Genomic DNA, 14,740 nt, shown 5'->3' with positions numbered 1-14,740 from the left:
CGCTTACCATTTTAGTCTAAGCTAGTTTGTGAAAAAAGCAAGCCAAAAGGACCCGGTCTTTAGATTATTATTTTTCCGCCTTTTAGTTTATAATCATTGTAATTGATTACGATAAGGAAGAATTTGACTATGGCTGATAATTTGATTCGCATTGCCTACCTCTACGAAGACTTGATGAACACCTACGGGGACTCCGGTGACGTCAAGATCCTCCGCTACTTTTTGCAGAAAAAAGGCTGGCAGACCCAGATCGACAACATCTCCCTGGGCAGCCAGTTCAACGCGGCTGACTACGACTTTGTCTTCTTCGGCGGCGGCCAGGACTATGAACAAAGCATTGTAGCCAAGGACCTGCAGCGCTTCAAGGAAACCCTGAACGACTACATCCAGGCCGGCAACCCCATGCTGGCCATCTGCGGGGGCTACGAACTGATGGGAACCCACTACAACACCATTTCCGGGACCAAGATCAAGGGCCTGGGGATCCTGCCCCTGCACACAGAATTTGACCCGGAGAAGCGGATGATCGGCGACACCAAGTACGAAACTGAATGGGGCCCGACCATCGGCTTTGAAAACCACTCCGGCCAGACCTTCCTGGACGACCGGGAAATGCTCAAGCCTTTCGCCAAGGTAGTCGAAGGCTACGGCAACAACCATGAGGAGAAGGAAGACGGGGTCCGCTACAAGAACTTCATCGGTTCCTGGTCCCACGGCCCGATGCTTAAGAACGAGAACGTGGCTAATGCCCTGGTGGACATGATTTTGAAGCGGCACGCTGCCCGCGTGGCCCAATAAGACAGCTTTTTGACCAGCTTTTGACGAGCTGGTCTTTTTTTCGCGATTTTTTTAAAAAAATCACTATTTCACACTTGTGGTATGCCACAGATGTGGTATAATAATTGGCGTAGGGAAGTGAAAACGATGAAGATCGATATTATTCGATACCTCGACGACAAGCACCTGACCATTTACCGGGTGGCGAAAGAGTCGGGCTATGGCTACACTACCCTTCACAAGTCATTTAACAAGCAGCAATCAAATGCGACGTCAATCAACTTGCGCGATCTCGACGCGATCGCCCGGGCCCAGCACGTGGCGATGTGGCAGGTTCTGCGTGAGCTGGAGAATGATTATCTCAGCGATGACGATGATGACTAAACTAAATACGAAGGTTGGTTTAACCGCTGAGCAAGTCCTATTGTGTTGATTTCGATTGATGCAGAAGGGCTTTTTAGTTAGCCAAAAACCAGCAACTTATTTTACTCAGAAAGAGGTAAAATCATGGCTTACGACAACTTTAACGATATGGATGATCTTTTTAGAGACTTAATGAACGGCATGGGCGGCTTCAATTCTGAAAACCGCCGCTACTTGATCAACGGCCGGCAGGTAACCCCGGAAGAATTCGCTGAATACCAGAAGACCGGTCAGCTGCCAGGGCAAGGCCAGGCCAAGAATGTCCAGGGCAAGCAAAAGCAGGCCAACGGCATTTTGGAAAAGTTAGGCCGGAACTTGACCGCTGAAGCCCGGGAAGGCAAGCTCGACCCGGTCATCGGCCGGAACAAGGAAATCCAGGAAACGGCGGAAATCCTCTCCCGCCGGACCAAGAACAACCCGGTCCTGGTCGGGGACGCCGGGGTCGGCAAGACCGCGGTCGTTGAAGGCCTGGCTCAGGCAATTGTCCATGGGGACGTGCCGGAAGCAATCAAGAACAAGGAAATTATTTCCATCGACATCTCCAGCCTGGAAGCCGGGACCCAGTACCGGGGCTCCTTTGAGCAGAACATCCAAGACCTGGTCAAGGAAGTCAAGGACAGAGGCAATGTCATCCTCTTCTTTGATGAAATCCACCAGATCCTCGGTGCCGGCGGCATGGGCGACGGCAATGGCTCCAAGGGGATGAGCGACATCTTGAAGCCGGCTTTGTCCAGAGGTGAAATCACCGTAATCGGGGCCACCACCCAGGATGAATACCGGAACACCATCATGAAGGACGCCGCTTTGGCCCGCCGCTTCAATGAAGTAACAGTCAACGCTCCAAGTCAAGCTGACACCTTCAAGATCTTGATGGGGATCCGGTCCTTATACGAAAAGCACCACAATGTGGAACTGCCAGACGACGTCTTGAAGGCCGCCATCGACTACTCAGTCCAGTACATTCCGCAGCGGTCCCTGCCTGACAAGGCCATCGACCTTTTGGACATGACCGCCGCTCACCTGGCTGCCCAGCACCCGGTGACTGACGCCAAGACCATCGAAAAGCAGATCAAGGAAGAAAAGCAGGCCCAGGAAAAGGCCGCTGAAAAGGAAGACTACGAAGCCGCCCTTGACCACAAGACCAAGGCTGAAAAGCTGGAAAAGCAGCTGAGTGAAAACCACGAGGAAAGAAAGACCGTGGCTACCCCGGCTGACGTGGCCGCTGCCGTTGAACGCCTGACCGGGATTCCGGTTTCCAAGATGGGCGCCAGCGACATCGAACGCCTGAAGGGGCTCAGCAGCCGCTTAAAGGGCAAGGTCATCGGCCAGGATGAAGCCGTTGAAGCAGTAGCCAAGGCTATCCGCCGCAACCGGGCCGGCTTTGACGACGGCAACCGGCCAATCGGCTCCTTCCTCTTCGTCGGCCCGACCGGGGTCGGCAAGACGGAACTGGCCAAGCAGCTGGCCTTGGACATGTTTGGCTCTAAGGATGCCATCATCCGCCTGGACATGTCTGAATACTCTGACCGGACGGCCGTTTCCAAGCTGATCGGGACCACGGCCGGCTACGTGGGCTACGATGACAACTCCAACACCTTGACAGAAAAGGTCCGCCGCAACCCTTACTCAATCATCCTTTTGGACGAAATTGAAAAGGCTGACCCGCAGGTCATCACCCTGCTCTTGCAAGTGCTTGATGACGGCCGCTTAACCGACGGGCAAGGCAACACGGTCAACTTCAAGAACACCATCATTATCGCTACCTCTAATGCCGGCTTCGGCAATGAAAAGCTGATGGGCGACGCTAAGAAGGACGAAAAGCTGATGGACCGGTTAGCTCCTTACTTCAGACCGGAATTCCTCAACCGCTTCAACGCGGTCATCGAATTCAGCCACTTGACCAAGGAAGACTTGAAGGAAATCGTCAACTTAATGCTGGCTGACGTAAACAAGACTCTGGCCAAGAAGGGCATCAGCCTGACTGTCAGTGAAAGCGCCAAGGACTACTTGATTGAACAAGGCTACGACGAAGCTATGGGGGCGCGGCCTTTGAGAAGAGTCATCGAACAAGAAATCCGTGACAAAGTAACTGACTACTACCTGGACCACTTAGACGTCAAGAAGCTGAAGGCGGACATGGCCAACGGGGCCCTGGTTATCAGTGAAGATAAGTAATAGGATTCTGTTAAAGATCTTGCACAATCATTAAAAAGGCAGTCAAATGACTGCCTTTTTTGCTTTGTTCGGATTTTTTGTATTATAATCGATATATAATATAAAAACGATTACGGAAGGTTGCTGACATGCAAAATAAATTCTACGCTTTTAGTAAGGAAGCCAGGGAAGTTTACGAGCGCTCTCCTTTCCCAACCTTGATCTACCAGTTGATCGACGGCCAGTACAAAGTCATTCTTTTGTCAGACGGCTACTGCCAGATGGTCCAGTCTGACCGGGAATCAATGCTGGACTACCTCAACCAGCGGAGTTTCAACCGGGTCCACCCGGATGACCGGAACCGACTTTTAGCCTGCTTAAGGGAAATGAACGAGCGGCCCTACGGTCAGATGACCTACCGCCTGTCAATTGGCGGCCACTACCACCAGCTTTTAGCATATTGCAAATCACAAATAACTCCAACTAGTCAAAAGCTATTGATCGTCCATTATTTTGACTTGACGACAAACGGCGACGACCTGGTTGAAAGCCTGGATCCCTACCTCAAGGCTCCGAAAAAAAGCGAATTGATCGACGGGCTGACCGGCCTGGCCAATATGACCAACTTCAACGAAACCGGCGGCCACTACCTGCGCCAGATCATCAAGGAGCACGGCCAGGCTGCCGTGGTTATCCTGGATGTCAACGGCATGCACGTCTACAATAACCGCTTCGGCTACCTCAAAGGCGACGCCTTTCTCTGCCAGCTGGCCAAGCTGCTGGAAAAGGAATTCCCCGCTGCCTACCTGGCCCGCTACTTCCAGGACCAGTTCATCATCATTACCGATTCCAGCCAGATCGACAACCAGCTAGTCAAGCTGAATATGGAAGCGAAAAGTCTGTCTGAGGGTCACCTGGCCAGCATCCACTGCGGGGTCTACCTGGCGGATGAAAGCAAGGAGCTGGCTTTAGCGGCTGTCGATAAGGCCCGCTTTGCCCTCCTGGCTTCCAGAAATTCAAACCGGATCTGCAACTACTATACAGCCAAGGTCCAGGAAAAAGTAAATAAGCGGGACTATATCCTGGGCCACTTCACTGAAGCCCTGCAAAAGGACTGGATCACCCCTGACGTGCAGCCGGTCATCAACCTCATGAACCACAAGGTCGCGGCCTTTGAACTCCTGGCCCGGTGGCGGGACCCGGTCTGCGGGACCATGTATCCGGAAGACTTTTTGCCAGTTCTGGAAGAAAGCCAGCTCGCCCACCTGCTGGACCTGCACATTTTGGAAAAGGCCGGCAAGATCTATGCCCGCCGCCGGGACCAGGACCTGCAGAATCCACCTATAGTGATCAACCTGTCAACGGCTGACCTGGAAAACAACCTCTTCCTCAAGGAAGTCAACCGGATCATGCAGAAATACCAGCTGCCCCACAACAAGCTGATTTTTGACTTATCGGTCCCTGCTTCCTGCAAGCCAGAGACAATCAAGCAGCTCCTGGCCGACTTAGAAAAGCACCACTATTTCTGTACCTTTGACTGTGCCAGCAGCAGCTATCCAACGACAGACTTCCTGACCCACTATTCTTTTGAGTTCATGAAATTCGACCTCCTTTCTTTGAACCCGATTCACTCCAAGGAAGCCGCGGTCCTGACCAACCTGGTCAGTGCCTGCAAGCAGCTGGGAATCCGGCCCCTTTTTAAGAACGTGGAAAACCAGTTCCAGCTGAACTTCCTCAAGTCAATTGGAGCTGTCTTGATCCAGGGCAACTACCTTCTGCCTCCTGCCCCATTTAAAGACAGCCTCCGCCAGCTCTGCCAGAAAGGCTACTCATCCCAAAGCCAGGAAGAGCAGGACTTCTACCAGCGGATCAACCAAATCGACCTGCTTGACCCAGACTACCGTTTCTTTGACCGGAAAAAGCCGGTCCTCGGCTCTTCCTCCCCTGTCGGCATTTACCTGGTCGACAATGACCAGGTCCGCCTGGCCTATCTCAACCCGCCAGCCCAGGAATGGGTAAGCAAGATCAACGGCAATGTGCCGGGGTACATCAAGGAACTGGAAGAGAAGCAAAGCAACAACAGCCTTCGCTTCTGGGACGCGATTAAAAGCTGCGCGGAAGTCGGTGACAACTCTTCTTACGTCTTGATGGGACCCCACTTCCACTACCAGGTTCTCCTGCAACTGGTCGCGGAATCTGGATCGACCAAGGCCTTCCTGTCGACTTTAGATGGGCAGCCAGTCCGCAATCCGGTCTTTTTGGACAAGGATGGTGGGAAGATCAAGCCGGAAAACCTCTGGGATGCCATCACCCACCAAATCAAGCTAGGCGTCTTCTGGAAGGACAGGCAGCGGAACTTCCTGGGGGCTAACCAGCACTTTTTGGACTACTACGGCTTGACTCTGCCGGAAGTAATCGGCCATAACGATGACGAGCTAGGCCTCAACGTCCATCCGGAAAACTTCCAGGAAAGCGAAATACAGCTTTTAGAAGACGGGGTACCAATCAAGGAACGGGGCCAGACCCGGTCCCGGGGGCGGGAGCGGGAAATTATGATCCTCAAGGCTCCCGTCTATGACCAGGACCAAATCGTTGGTTTGATCGGCTTCTTTATGGACATCACCAATACCAGCAAGCAAATCGACCGCCTGGAAAACGAGGCCGCAAGAGACGACCTGACCAGTCTGAAGAACCGGCACAATTTTGCCCGCGACTTCAACTACCTCACCGGCAAGCCAATCCTGGCCATGATGCTGGACGTTGACCACTTCAAGAGGTTCAACGACAACTTTGGCCACCGCTATGGCGATGAGGTTTTAAAGAAGATCAGCCAGGCCCTGCTCAAGATCTATGGCATTGGCCACTGCTACCGGTACGGGGGGGACGAATTCCTGGTGCTCCGCGACTTTGCTGACACCGACACGGTTGCAGAAAAAGACCGGCAGCTCCGGAAAGAACTGAAACATGCCCGGGTCCTGGACCTCTACATGAACATCAATGTCTCTGCCGGCTACGCCTACGGGATCGCGGGCAACAGCGATGAGATCAAGAGCATGATCCGCTTGGCCGACCACAACCTTTACCAGGTTAAAAAGAACGGCCGCAAGGACATCTGCGGCAGTCCCTTCCAGTCGAATTTTTTTGAATATGAGTAAAAAGAAACAGCGTGAAAGCTTAATTTGCTTTCACGCTGTATTTTTTGCAAGGAAATACTTTCTTTTAGTCAGCTAATTCGACTGCCCGGCTGCTGGCCTTGCTTTTGTAAAGGTGGATACCCAGGCCCAGCAGGTAGCCGGCAATCCCGAAGGTCAGCCAGCCCATCCCGAGTGAGAAGAATGGCAGGTAGTGGCCGGCAAAGGTCAGGGCAGCCTTGGCAAAAGCAGTATTGCTAATAACGCTTGGGGCCGCGTTCAAGCCGTCAAAGAGGGCCGGAATAATGGTGAAGTAAACCGCGAACTTGTAAACTGCTGGATCATTGTTGAAAAACTTGCTGGTCAAGCCGCAGAAGATCAAGGCGATGGCCAGGGGGTAGAGGAACATTAAAACCGGAGTTGACCAGGCGATGATGGTGGTCAAGCCAAAGTTGGCAATGGCAAATGAAAGCAGGCAGTTAAAGGTCAGGAAAGTCCGGTAGGAAATTTTTGGAAAACGCTTGTGGAAGTCCTGGGCAAAGGCAACTACCAGGCCGATAGCCGTGGACATGCAGGTGATGGTCGCCAAGGTCGCCAGGAGGGCTTCCCCGAAAGTGCCCAGGTAGTGGTGGGCAATCTGAGCAAAAGCAATCCCGCCGTTTTCAGACAATTTGAAGTAGTGCAGGCTGCCGGCGCCCAGGGCAACCAGGATAAGGTAGATAATGGCGATGCCGGCAAAGCCGATAGCACCAGTCTTGGCCAGGGCCAGGGAAGTTTCCTTGCCTTCCTTGATCTTGAAGCCCTTGATGGCCGTAACAACCGTGATCCCGAAGGCCAAAGCAGCCAGGGCATCCAAGGTGTTGTAGCCCTGCAGGAAGCCGTTGGTCAAAGGAGCGGCGAGGTAGTCAGCGCTAGCTTGCGTGCTGCTGATTGCCCCCATTGGCTTGATAGCGGCGATCAAAAAGATGATGAAAAGCAGGGCCAGGAAAGACGGGTTAAGGATTTTGCCAACCCGGTCGGTGATCTTCCCTTCGCTCAAAGAGCAGTAGTAAACGATGCCGAAGAAAACAGCTGAGTAGATCAGCAAGGCCCAAGGCTGCATCCCCTTTGAGAAGTGGTCAGAGAACATGGAGAAAGGCACGGTTGCCGTCCGCGGAGTCGCGAAGAGCGGCCCTAAGGTCAGGTGAACCAGGATCAAGAAGGTCAGGGCGAACTTTTTCCCCAGCGGCCGGGCTAAACCAAAGATCCCGTCAGCCCGAGTAACGGCCAGGGCCAATAAGGCAGCCAGGGGGATCAAGGTCCCGGAAATGATGAAGCCGATGGCGGCGGAAAGCCAGTTTTTACCGGCCATTTGCCCCAGGTGAACCGGGAAGATCAGGTTCCCGGCCCCGAAAAACATGCCAAAAATCAAAGAGGCGATGATCAGATACTGTTTGCTAGTTAACTTTTTCATGATAAATCTCCTTGCAATCACTAATGATGTCCGGAGATCAGCGCTAATCCCAAGTTGCTAAAAAACGAGTAAAAAAAAGTCCTTGCAGAAACGATTGTTTCTACAAGGACGCTTGCGCGTGTTACCACCTTTGCTTCACCGCTTTGTCACCAAAACGGCCTTACCCCGTGCTGGCCCGTCGGCCAAGACGTTGTCGCTGTAAAGGGCGAACCCATTTGACACTTCGCAAAGACGTCGCGCCAACCACTCAGAGCCTACTTTCGCCCTGGACCCGTCTGCCGCTTTCCCAGCTGACCGCGGCTCTCTGGAAGACTTCCGTCCGGGGCTACTCTGCTCTTTTCAGTGTTTCAACTCGTTTTTTAACTTGTTTATAATCTAATACTTTTCTCAGCTAAATGCAAGCTTTTTTGCTTTATTTTTCAAAAAAATCTGAACAGGGCCACGCTGGCCACCCCGGTGACCACGATCCACATCAAGCTCTTGGTGAAATAGGCCACTAGAAGTGTCGGCAAAGTTGCCGTCAGATACTGCCAGTCAACCTTGGGCAAGTGCCCCTGCCTGGCCGTAAAAAGGCTGCCGAACCAGAGAGTGGTCATGATGACGATCGGCACGAACTGCAGGAATTCCACCATCCACTTGGGCAGGCAGAATTTTTTCAAAATCAGGAAAGGCAGGATCCGCAAAAGGGTTACCCCGCCGCCACAGACCAGAAAAGTTATCAGTAATTTACTCGAAAAAGACATGCTTGATCACCATCCCCGCTAAACAACCAACTACCGTCACCACAATCGTAGCCACGCTGGCCGGCAGGAAGATCAGACCTAAGTAGGTCAGAACCATCGTTACCCCGATCATGACCAGCTGCAGCTCGATTTTGACCGACTGGTCGGTGATCAGCTGCAGGTACAAAAGGCCCAGGAACATGGCAACCACCGCGTAGTCCAGGCCCAGGGCCTTGGTGTTGGTGATCACGCTGCCAATTAAAGCCCCGAAGAGGCTGGAGAAGCACCAGGCAGCATAGGCCACCAGGTTGGCCGCGTTCAGCCATTCGTAGTTCAGCTTGCCCTTGGTGTAGTTGAGCTTGGTGATTGCCAAGGCAAAAGTCTCATCAGTTACCAGGCTGCCCAGCCAGAGATTTTTGACCAATTTCTCGTCCTTGAATTTCGGAGCCAGGGTCATCGTCATCAAAAGCATCCGGGCACTCATCAAATTGGTGGCCGCGAAGATTGAAAAGAGACTGCTCCCGGCTGGAAGCATGCTGACCAGGGCAAACTCGCCCGAAGCCGTGTACACCAGCAAGGACATGACAAAGGTCTCCAAAGGACTGAAGCCATTGGTATGCGCGATAATGCCAAAAGCGGTACCAATCCCCACGTAGCCGAGCACGGTCGGCAGGGTATCCTTGACCCCGGTTTTGGCGTCTAATACATTATTCAATTGTTTTTCCCCCATGTTAATGATCAAATCATCGCTTTGATTTTAACACAGTTTTCCTTGCTCTGACGGGCTTTTCCGGCAATATGCATAAAAAGTTCTAAAGCTTTCTTTGCAATTTTCCCCGGCGGGGACTGGGCACGACCTGCAGGCAGGTGGCCAGGATAATCAAGACCCCGCCCGCCATCTTCATGATGCCAAAGTCGCTGCCCAGAAGGGTAACCGACAGAATCGTCGCGACCAGCGGCTCAAAGGCCTCCAGCATGCTGGCCAGGCCGGCTGAGATGTACATAACGCTGGACAGGTAGAGCGAGTAAGCGAAAACCGTACCGGCGATCACGATGTAGATCACCAGGCTCCATTCCTTAACCGTAACTCCTGTGGCGGGCATGAGAACCAAAGCCGGACTAAGGATAATCCCGCCCAGCAGCATCCCCCAAGCCAAAATAGTGATGGTCCCGTACTTTTTAAAAAGCTTGGCTGGCATGGCAATGGCCAGAGCCTGGGTCAAGGCACTGAAGAAGCCCCAAACCAGGGTTTTAGGCGTCACCGCCAAGTGGCTGAAATTTCCGTTGGTCACCAAAATTACCGTCCCGACCACAGCCAGCAAGACCGCGATCAAATCGATTCTCCGGGGCATTTGCCGGGTTTTAGCCGCCATAAAGCAGATGATCAAGACCGGGGCCAGGAAGACCAGGACAGTGGCGGTCGGCGCGTTTGAGGCCGCTACCGTGTAGAAGTAGGTAAACTGGGCCCCGGTAATGCCCAGCATGGAGAAAAGGGCCGCGTAGAGAAGGTCGCGGGGATTTTTGAAAATAGCAAAGGTCCCCTTACCCTTGTGGACCAGGGAAATGAGCAAAAGGCTCGCCCCGGCCAGCCATGACCGGACGTCAACCAGCCAGAAGGTATTGATATTGGGGTTTTGGTAGAGCATTTCCGCCGCCGTCCCCGAAGTCCCCCATAAGGCAGCCCCGGTAATTGCCAACAGGATTCCCAAATGCTTGTCTTTCATTTCTTCACCGTCATCGTTTCACGTGTAACATTCCATTTCTGCCTGGAAAGACAGATCCTTTTACATTATGACAGCTTTATGAGATTTTTGTTAGTCTTTTTCTGAAAAAGGCAAAAGAAAAAGCAGCGAAAACGCTGCTTTAGTTCTTTTCTTCTACTGCTTCTCTTCTTCTGCCTTGTCGATCAGGTACTTGAAGAGGCGGTTCATGATGGCTGCTTCCGGGGCAGGGTTAGCGTGCATTTCTTCCGGGTGCCACTGCACGGCGATCACCTTGCCGTCAGTGCTTTCCAAAGCTTCCGTCACCCCGTCGCTGGCGCTGGCTGATTCGGTCAAGTCCGGAGCCACTTCCTTGATCAGCTGGTGGTGGAAGGAGTTGGTCATGAGGCTGCTTTCCCCCATGATCTTTTCCAGGGTTGTCCCGCTCTTGATCTTGACCACGTGGGTGCCCACGTCCGGCCGGGTAGCCTGCATGTGCTTTAAAGTGTGGCCTGGCCGCAGAGACAGGTCCTGCCACATGCTGCCGCCGTGGGCCACGTTAATGATCTGGGCGCCCCGGCAGATGCCCAGGACCGGCTTGCCGGTTTCTTCCGCCCGCTTCAAGAGGGCCATGTCGAAGGCATCCCGGTCTGGCCAGGTTTCCCCGCTCTTTTGGTCAACTTCTTCCCCGTACAAGTGGGGATCGACGTCATGGCCGCCGGACAGGATCAAGCCGTCAACTAAGTCCAGTTGCTGAAAGGCCATTTCTTCTCCGCCAGCGGTAAAAGGAATTACCAAAGGAATCCCGCCGTTCTTGAGGACTGAGTCCACGTAAGCGGCGTTGACGTAGGTCCGGGGCTCGCCCATGAAGGGGCCGGACTGGATCGTAACTTCTGAAGCTGAAATACCGATAACTGCTTTTGACATCTTATTCTCCCATGTCTACAAACTTCTCCACCGCCAAAGCGATGCCGTCCTGGTTGTTGCTGGCCGTGACGTAGTCAGCCGCGGCCTTGATCTCGTCGATTGCGTTGCCCATGGCCACCTTGAAGACCCCAGGCAGCTGGAAGTCAGAGAGGTCATTGTTGTTGTCGCCAAAAACCATGGCCTCTTCCGGCTTGATGTTCAAAAGGTCCAGCAAAGTGGTCAGGGCCTGGCCCTTGGAGGTGCCAGGAGTATTGAATTCCAGGCACTGGCCGCCGGAAGCAGAGATTTCGAATTCCTGCTCAGTTGCCGGACTGAAGCCAGCCCGGAACTTCTTCATCTTGCTAGGCAAAGAAACAAACTCGCCCTTGATGAATTCGTAGTGCTGGCCGGGCACCATCCGCTTGACCCCCATATTCCGGGCCTTGGCCAGGAAGCCAACGCCGAAGGCACTGCCCTTCGGGGCCACGTAGAAGTCCTTGGTGTCCATAAAGTAAGGGCCAAAAATCCCCTTCTGCTTCAAGGCCAGCATGTGCTCCACGTTTTCATCAGTCAAGGGGCTGGCGCTTAGGACTTCCCCGTCCATCCGCTGGACCAGGCCGCCGTTGTAGCAAATAGCAAAGTTGTCTGCCGGGTCCAGCTTGAAGGGTTCAAAGACCTTCAAGACGCCAGGCAGGGGCCGGCCGGACAGGGGCACCACGAGAATTCCTTTTTCCCGGGCCTTTTTTAAAGTCGCCAGGGTCTTAGGGCTGACCTTCTTTCTGGAAGTCAGCAGGGTTCCGTCCAGGTCCACCGCGATCAATTTAATCTTCATAGATGTTTCCTTTCATCTTTGCTACTATTTTACGGCAAAAGGCGGCCAGCGCCTAATTTCACGCTTAGTTTTCCTTGTGCTTGGAATTTTGGCTGTTGTTTGGCCCCGGCTTGACCTGCTGCTTGAGCAGGTACTGCTGGATGATCCTAACCACCTGCTTGTTCTGCGGCAGGCTGGAGTGCTGGGCTTCTGCCCCGGTAACAGTCATCGTGGTATAGCCCTTGACCTGGTTCTGGAAGATGTACTTGCCGGCTTCCACGCTGCTTTCCGGCACGATCCCGTCGGATTCGTAGTTTTCCCCGCCGGACAGGGAGTAGACGATCATATTTTTCGGCAGGCGCTTGCGGTACTTGATAAAGTCCGTCAGCATTTGCGTCTTGTACTTGGTGCTCTTTTCACTGAAGTTGTAAGGCGAGCCCAAGGTCATCAAGCGCTTGATCGTGATTTCGTCTGAATAGTCGCTGTAGTAGTGTTCCAGCCAGTAGGTCCAGATCAGGCCCCCGTTTGAGTGGCCAAAAGCCTTGAAGTTGTTGAACTTGTAAGTTTTGGCAATTTCGTAAAAGGCATCGTCCAGCCAGCCGGCCTGCTTCTTGATATTGCTGTAGCCGTCATGGTTGTTTTGGAAGCCAATCACGATAAAGGGCTCATTGTCCCCTTTTTTCATTAAGCCAGAATAAGTCAAGGTTCCGTCTTCACTGATTTCCACCTTAAGCAGGCTGTGCTTATAAGGGGTATTCTCGTTGAGCAGGTCCACCAGTTCATTGAAGCGGTTGACGGTAGCACTGGAGCCGGGAACCATGATCAGAGGAGACAGTTGCGAGCGCTGGCGTTCAGCGTGCTCCTTGTTGGTCTTTTTCATCCAGGAATAGCCCGGAACGGCCAGCAAAATAATGATCGTCAAGGCAACGACGATCAGTTTCCAGTTGCGGCTCTTAAACATGACGGTCATCCTCCATTTCATAGTCCTTCAGCAGGACCTTGGTCCGGTTGTCCAGCTTGACGGCTGGAATCATCATGACTACGTCCAGGCAGAAGAGGAAGATGGTGAAAATCAAGGTCGGCCAGTTGCCGTTAGTGGCAAAAAACGGCACCAGAGGGCCTGGCGTCCCCGTCAAGACCGTGTAGACCGGAGTCGGCACGATATGCAGGAAAATCGCCAAAGCAGCGATCAGCATGTTCACGACTGGCACGAAGACCAGCTGAAGGGCATAGATCGGGTTGAGAATCACCGGCAAGCCGACCAAAAAGCCCCGGGACGAACTGAACAAAAGCGGCCAGAGGTTCATCTTAGCCACTGTTTCCGGCTCCTTCCGTCTTCCCCAGATCAAGATGGCCACGGCTAAAGCTAAAATTGCCCCGCAGCCGCCCATCACCCCGTAAATCGAGATCATGGACCCGCCCAGGTAAGGATAAGGCACCTTCCAGACTGACCCCCGCCGCAAGACATAGGTCAAGTTGGCAGTCGCGGCAGCTGAACCAGCCACGTTGCTCAAGTCAAGAATCGGGGCTTCCAGGCCCAGCCAGCTCAAAAATGAAGCCAGGGCCGTGGCCGGCACCGTCAAAAGCAGGTTGTTGGAATTTTCAACCGGTGACACGATGCTGGTCAGGCTGAAGTTGGCCTTGACCTTGCTGATGACCACATAGAGGATCCCGCCGATAACGATGCCCCCGATTACAGTAACCAGGGTCGGCTTCAGAGCCTTGATCGCCCGGTCCTGGACCAGTTTGGTGTGCTCATAGTTAACAGACTCATAATCGGCCCCTAACCAGTGGAAGACCTGTCCTACCCCATAACCCAGCAAGAGGGCAAAGAAGGTGTACTGGAAGCCCAAATAGCCCCCTGTAAGCAAAGAAATCCTTCCGGTCAAGCCTAGCTGAAAGAGATAGATCATGACCAAGAGACTGGTCAGAGCGCTGATCCCAGCCATCGTCGCATCTTTACGGTAGATTTTAGCCGTAAAGGAAGCTGAGAAATAAACCGTGAACAGGCAAAAAAGGCCGAAGATAACTTCAACCACGCATTGTGACAAGCTAGTCCCGATGTCCCAGAAGCGGTCACTCATGATTTTGTCAAAATCAAATAAATTATAGATAAAACTTTCCGGCGCAAAGACGCTGTCCTGCAAGACCTGGAAAAAGGCTCCGACCGTCGCGATCGGCATCAGAACGGCAAAGGTCCGCTGGGCCACTCTGAAAAAGGAGCGGCGGCGCAGCCAGATGCACCACTTGGCTAATTTGTCCATTTACTCTTCCCCCCACAAAAACTATATCAATTATACAAATTTCCTTAGTGCTTGAGCAAACTTTTGCCGCAAAAAACCGGACCAATTTCTGGTCCGGTTTAAAAAGTAACAAGAAATGTATTTATTCACCGATTTTAGCTGGTTCAGTTGCCAATGAAGGGTTAACCAGCATTACCAAACCGATGATGAGTGTTAGTAATCCCATGGTAGCTGCCTGCTTTCTATGATGTCTGTGTTTAAAATTATAAGCTATGTTTTCATTCTAAAGGCCAAGGAGAAGAATTGCGAGGCATCTGCCTATCCTTAAGAAATACTTTAGAAAAGTAAGTAGCTTGTAACTTAAAAGAAAACAAACTGCAATTAACCTGTAACAAAGGCAAAAAATATAAAACAGAAACA

The 14,740-nt window shown here is 52.6% G+C and carries 12 protein-coding genes; 4 read left to right on the top strand and 8 right to left on the bottom strand.

The genetic code is table 11. The features are described 5' to 3' along the window. The first annotated feature begins 129 nt into the window (after window positions 1–129). From ACLUXO_RS07350 to ACLUXO_RS07335, 4 genes are all read left to right on the top strand, one after another. Window positions 130–798, top strand: a complete 669-nt coding sequence (locus ACLUXO_RS07350; RefSeq protein ID WP_412136987.1) for a type 1 glutamine amidotransferase — start codon at window positions 130–132, stop codon at window positions 796–798. Between the two features lie 126 nt (window positions 799–924). Then, window positions 925–1,161, top strand: coding sequence for a transcriptional regulator (locus ACLUXO_RS07345; protein ID WP_270449283.1), 237 nt, complete (start codon window positions 925–927; stop codon window positions 1,159–1,161). A gap of 123 nt (window positions 1,162–1,284) precedes the next feature. Continuing rightward, window positions 1,285–3,375 carry an ATP-dependent Clp protease ATP-binding subunit gene (locus tag ACLUXO_RS07340; protein ID WP_412136986.1) on the top strand — a complete coding sequence of 697 codons (2,091 nt, stop codon included), beginning with the start codon at window positions 1,285–1,287 and terminating at the stop codon, window positions 3,373–3,375. A 128-nt stretch (window positions 3,376–3,503) separates the two neighbouring features. Continuing rightward, window positions 3,504–6,509, top strand: a complete 3,006-nt coding sequence (locus ACLUXO_RS07335; protein ID WP_412136985.1) for a bifunctional diguanylate cyclase/phosphodiesterase — start codon at window positions 3,504–3,506, stop codon at window positions 6,507–6,509. A gap of 64 nt (window positions 6,510–6,573) precedes the next feature. Here the strand turns inward: ACLUXO_RS07335 and brnQ are convergent, their stop codons facing one another. From brnQ to ACLUXO_RS07295, 8 genes are all read right to left on the bottom strand, one after another. After that, a complete protein-coding gene (gene brnQ, locus ACLUXO_RS07330; RefSeq protein ID WP_412136984.1) occupies window positions 6,574–7,938 on the bottom strand; it encodes a branched-chain amino acid transport system II carrier protein in 1,365 nt (454 codons plus the stop codon). A 419-nt stretch (window positions 7,939–8,357) separates the two neighbouring features. Then, window positions 8,358–8,681: an AzlD domain-containing protein gene (locus tag ACLUXO_RS07325; protein ID WP_300616427.1), complete on the bottom strand. Its 324-nt coding sequence runs from the start codon at window positions 8,679–8,681 to the stop codon at window positions 8,358–8,360. Further along, window positions 8,665–9,375, bottom strand: coding sequence for an AzlC family ABC transporter permease (locus tag ACLUXO_RS07320; RefSeq protein ID WP_412136983.1), 711 nt, complete (start codon window positions 9,373–9,375; stop codon window positions 8,665–8,667). Before ACLUXO_RS07320 ends, ACLUXO_RS07325 begins: the two co-directional genes overlap by 17 nt. Before the next feature lie 97 nt (window positions 9,376–9,472). Continuing rightward, window positions 9,473–10,384 carry a DMT family transporter gene (locus ACLUXO_RS07315; RefSeq protein WP_412136982.1) on the bottom strand — a complete coding sequence of 304 codons (912 nt, stop codon included), beginning with the start codon at window positions 10,382–10,384 and terminating at the stop codon, window positions 9,473–9,475. A 153-nt stretch (window positions 10,385–10,537) separates the two neighbouring features. Next, window positions 10,538–11,287, bottom strand: coding sequence for a gamma-glutamyl-gamma-aminobutyrate hydrolase family protein (locus ACLUXO_RS07310; RefSeq protein WP_412136981.1), 750 nt, complete (start codon window positions 11,285–11,287; stop codon window positions 10,538–10,540). A gap of 1 nt (window position 11,288) precedes the next feature. Further along, entirely contained in the window at window positions 11,289–12,098 is an 810-nt protein-coding gene (locus tag ACLUXO_RS07305) for a Cof-type HAD-IIB family hydrolase (protein WP_412136980.1), read from the bottom strand. A gap of 64 nt (window positions 12,099–12,162) precedes the next feature. Then, the gene (locus ACLUXO_RS07300) at window positions 12,163–13,038 is read right to left on the bottom strand and encodes an alpha/beta hydrolase (protein WP_412136979.1); all 876 of its coding nucleotides are present in this window, start codon (window positions 13,036–13,038) and stop codon (window positions 12,163–12,165) included. Beyond that, entirely contained in the window at window positions 13,031–14,341 is a 1,311-nt protein-coding gene (locus ACLUXO_RS07295; RefSeq protein WP_412136978.1) for a PTS sugar transporter subunit IIC, read from the bottom strand. Before ACLUXO_RS07295 ends, ACLUXO_RS07300 begins: the two co-directional genes overlap by 8 nt. Window positions 14,342–14,740: the final 399 nt, after the last annotated feature.

It is taken from the genome of Lactobacillus delbrueckii subsp. bulgaricus, from assembly GCF_046938665.1.
Taxonomy (GTDB): domain Bacteria; phylum Bacillota; class Bacilli; order Lactobacillales; family Lactobacillaceae; genus Lactobacillus; species Lactobacillus delbrueckii_C.
The sequence above is the reverse complement of the archived record's forward strand: the minus strand, read 5'-3'. Positions and strand labels throughout refer to the sequence as shown.

Excerpts from the sequence above, each read along its gene's own strand:
- ACLUXO_RS07350 (WP_412136987.1), top strand. The coding sequence starts at position 130 with ATGGCTGATAATTTGATTCGCATTGCCTACCTCTACGAAGACTTGATG.
- ACLUXO_RS07345 (WP_270449283.1), top strand. The coding sequence starts at position 925 with ATGAAGATCGATATTATTCGATACCTCGACGACAAGCACCTGACCATT.
- ACLUXO_RS07340 (WP_412136986.1), top strand. The coding sequence starts at position 1,285 with ATGGCTTACGACAACTTTAACGATATGGATGATCTTTTTAGAGACTTA.
- ACLUXO_RS07335 (WP_412136985.1), top strand. The coding sequence starts at position 3,504 with ATGCAAAATAAATTCTACGCTTTTAGTAAGGAAGCCAGGGAAGTTTAC.
- brnQ (WP_412136984.1), bottom strand. The coding sequence starts at position 7,938 with ATGAAAAAGTTAACTAGCAAACAGTATCTGATCATCGCCTCTTTGATT.
- ACLUXO_RS07325 (WP_300616427.1), bottom strand. The coding sequence starts at position 8,681 with ATGTCTTTTTCGAGTAAATTACTGATAACTTTTCTGGTCTGTGGCGGC.
- ACLUXO_RS07315 (WP_412136982.1), bottom strand. The coding sequence starts at position 10,384 with ATGAAAGACAAGCATTTGGGAATCCTGTTGGCAATTACCGGGGCTGCC.
- ACLUXO_RS07310 (WP_412136981.1), bottom strand. The coding sequence starts at position 11,287 with ATGTCAAAAGCAGTTATCGGTATTTCAGCTTCAGAAGTTACGATCCAG.
- ACLUXO_RS07305 (WP_412136980.1), bottom strand. The coding sequence starts at position 12,098 with ATGAAGATTAAATTGATCGCGGTGGACCTGGACGGAACCCTGCTGACT.
- ACLUXO_RS07300 (WP_412136979.1), bottom strand. The coding sequence starts at position 13,038 with ATGTTTAAGAGCCGCAACTGGAAACTGATCGTCGTTGCCTTGACGATC.
- ACLUXO_RS07295 (WP_412136978.1), bottom strand. The coding sequence starts at position 14,341 with ATGGACAAATTAGCCAAGTGGTGCATCTGGCTGCGCCGCCGCTCCTTT.